This window comes from Bacteroides sp. AM16-13 (genome assembly GCF_003602705.1).
In the GTDB taxonomy this organism is placed as follows: Bacteria; Bacteroidota; Bacteroidia; order Bacteroidales; family Bacteroidaceae; genus Bacteroides; species Bacteroides xylanisolvens.
In genome coordinates this window covers 1-1,860 of record NZ_QTLK01000071.1, presented here as the reverse complement: position 1 = coordinate 1,860, position 1,860 = coordinate 1, and the positions used below count along the sequence as shown (strand labels likewise).

2 protein-coding genes are annotated in these 1,860 nt (G+C 39.1%); both read left to right on the top strand.

What is annotated here, in order from left to right; all coding sequences use genetic code 11:
- Window positions 1-739, top strand: a 739-nt coding sequence (locus tag DW173_RS24265; protein ID WP_233562296.1) for a restriction endonuclease subunit S, incomplete at its 5' end; no start/stop codon positions are given.
- Window positions 740-741: 2 nt separating this feature from the next.
- A complete protein-coding gene (locus DW173_RS23590) occupies window positions 742-1,842 on the top strand; it encodes a YhcG family protein (RefSeq protein ID WP_118194670.1) in 1,101 nt (366 codons plus the stop codon).
- Window positions 1,843-1,860 lie beyond the last annotated feature (18 nt).

Here is a 1,860-nt window from a genome sequence, read left to right as displayed (position 1 = left end):
GATAAATGATAATTTAGAGCAGCAGGCACAGGCGTTGTTCAAGTCGTGGTTCGTGGATTTTGAACCGTTCAGGGATGGCAAATTTGTGGATTCAGAGCTGGGAACTACCCCAAAAGAGCTACCAATAGTATACATTCAAAATATACCTCACAATATAGAAAGTGGAAAGAGACCGAAAGGTGGTGCTACTTTAAAAGGTATTCCGAGCATTGGTGCGGAAAATATTAAGGGATTGGGATATTATGACTATTCTAAGACAAAATATATTCCCCAAGAATATGCCCAAACTATAAAAAAGGGAAAGATTAATGGATATGAGCTATTGATTTACAAAGACGGAGGCAAGCCGGGATATTTTATTCCAAATTTCTCTATCTTTGGAGAAGGATTTCCTTTCAGCAAAATGTATATCAACGAGCATGTCTTCCTTTTAGACTTAATGGATAATGGCTATAATGCGTTTGCATATTTTTATATGCATACACCATACATTATAAACCAATTTAATTCAAATGGAGGCAAGGCTGCAATCCCTGGCATAAATACAAAAGATGTTGAATGTCTGCCCATCTACTCAAAAGAAAGTCCATATGTAAAAAGGTTTGGAGAAATAGTTCTTCCTTTTATCAAAACGATACTTTTTAACAGTCTTGAAAATGCAAGGTTGGCAAAGATGCGCGACACACTTCTTCCGAAGTTAATGTCTGGCAAACTAAAAATCAGTGAAATAGAAATATAATTATGGGTAAATCTATCGGCATATTAGATAAGGATTACGTTTTATGGGTCAAGGAGCTTGTAAAGCGTTATCGTAGCAGCCAAATCAAGGCGGCAATAAAGGTGAATAAAGAAATACTTCGCTATTATTGGGAACTTGGCAAGGACATAGAGGAAAAACAGGCGGACAACAAGTATGGCAGTAAGTTTTACGCTACACTAAGCCGTGATTTGCGCCATGAAATGCCAGATGTCGAAGGACTGTCCGAAACTTCTATCCGCTATGCAAAACGTTTTTATGTTCTTTATAACCAACAGATTGTAAATCTTCCACAACTTGTGGAAGAATCTGAAAAGGCAAATCTTCCACAACTTGTGGAAAGATTGTATTCCGATTTGTTCTCAATTCCTTGGGGGCATCACCGCTATATCATTGACAAATGCTCAAATGATTCCGACAAGGCGTTGTTCTATGTCCGTCAAACATTGGAAAATGGTTGGAGCAGAGATATATTACTCAACGTATTGGGTACAAATCTGTATGAACGCAGCGGCAAAGCTCTGACAAATTTCAAGAGTACACTCCTTGATGTAGATAGCGATTTGGCACAGGAACTGACACGCGACCCCTACGACTTCTCTTTCACTGGTTTGCGTGGAAAATATAATGAACGCATATTGAAAGACACATTGCTGAATAACATCACAAACTTCCTATTGGAGCTTGGCACAGGGTTCGCCTATGTTGGCAAAGAGTATCGCCTACAAATAGCAGAAAAAGAAAAGTTTATAGACTTACTCTTCTACAACCTCAAACTGTCTTGCTATGTGGTGGTAGAGGTGAAAATCGGTGAGTTCGACTTTGCCGATGCCGGTCAGTTGGGTGGCTATGTTGTAGCTTGCAATCATCTTCTTCGCAAGGAGGGACGCGATAATCCGACAATTGGATTACTTATTTGCAAGCAGAAAAACAATACTTTGGCTCAATATGCTTTGGAATCAAGCAGCCAGCCCCTCGGAATATCCGAATATGAACTTGAAAAACTCTATCCCGAAAAGGTGGAAGGTACAATGCCATCCATCAAAGAGATAGAAGCTAAATTAGATGGTCAAACCAACTGCTAAATTCTCATTTATGGAAGA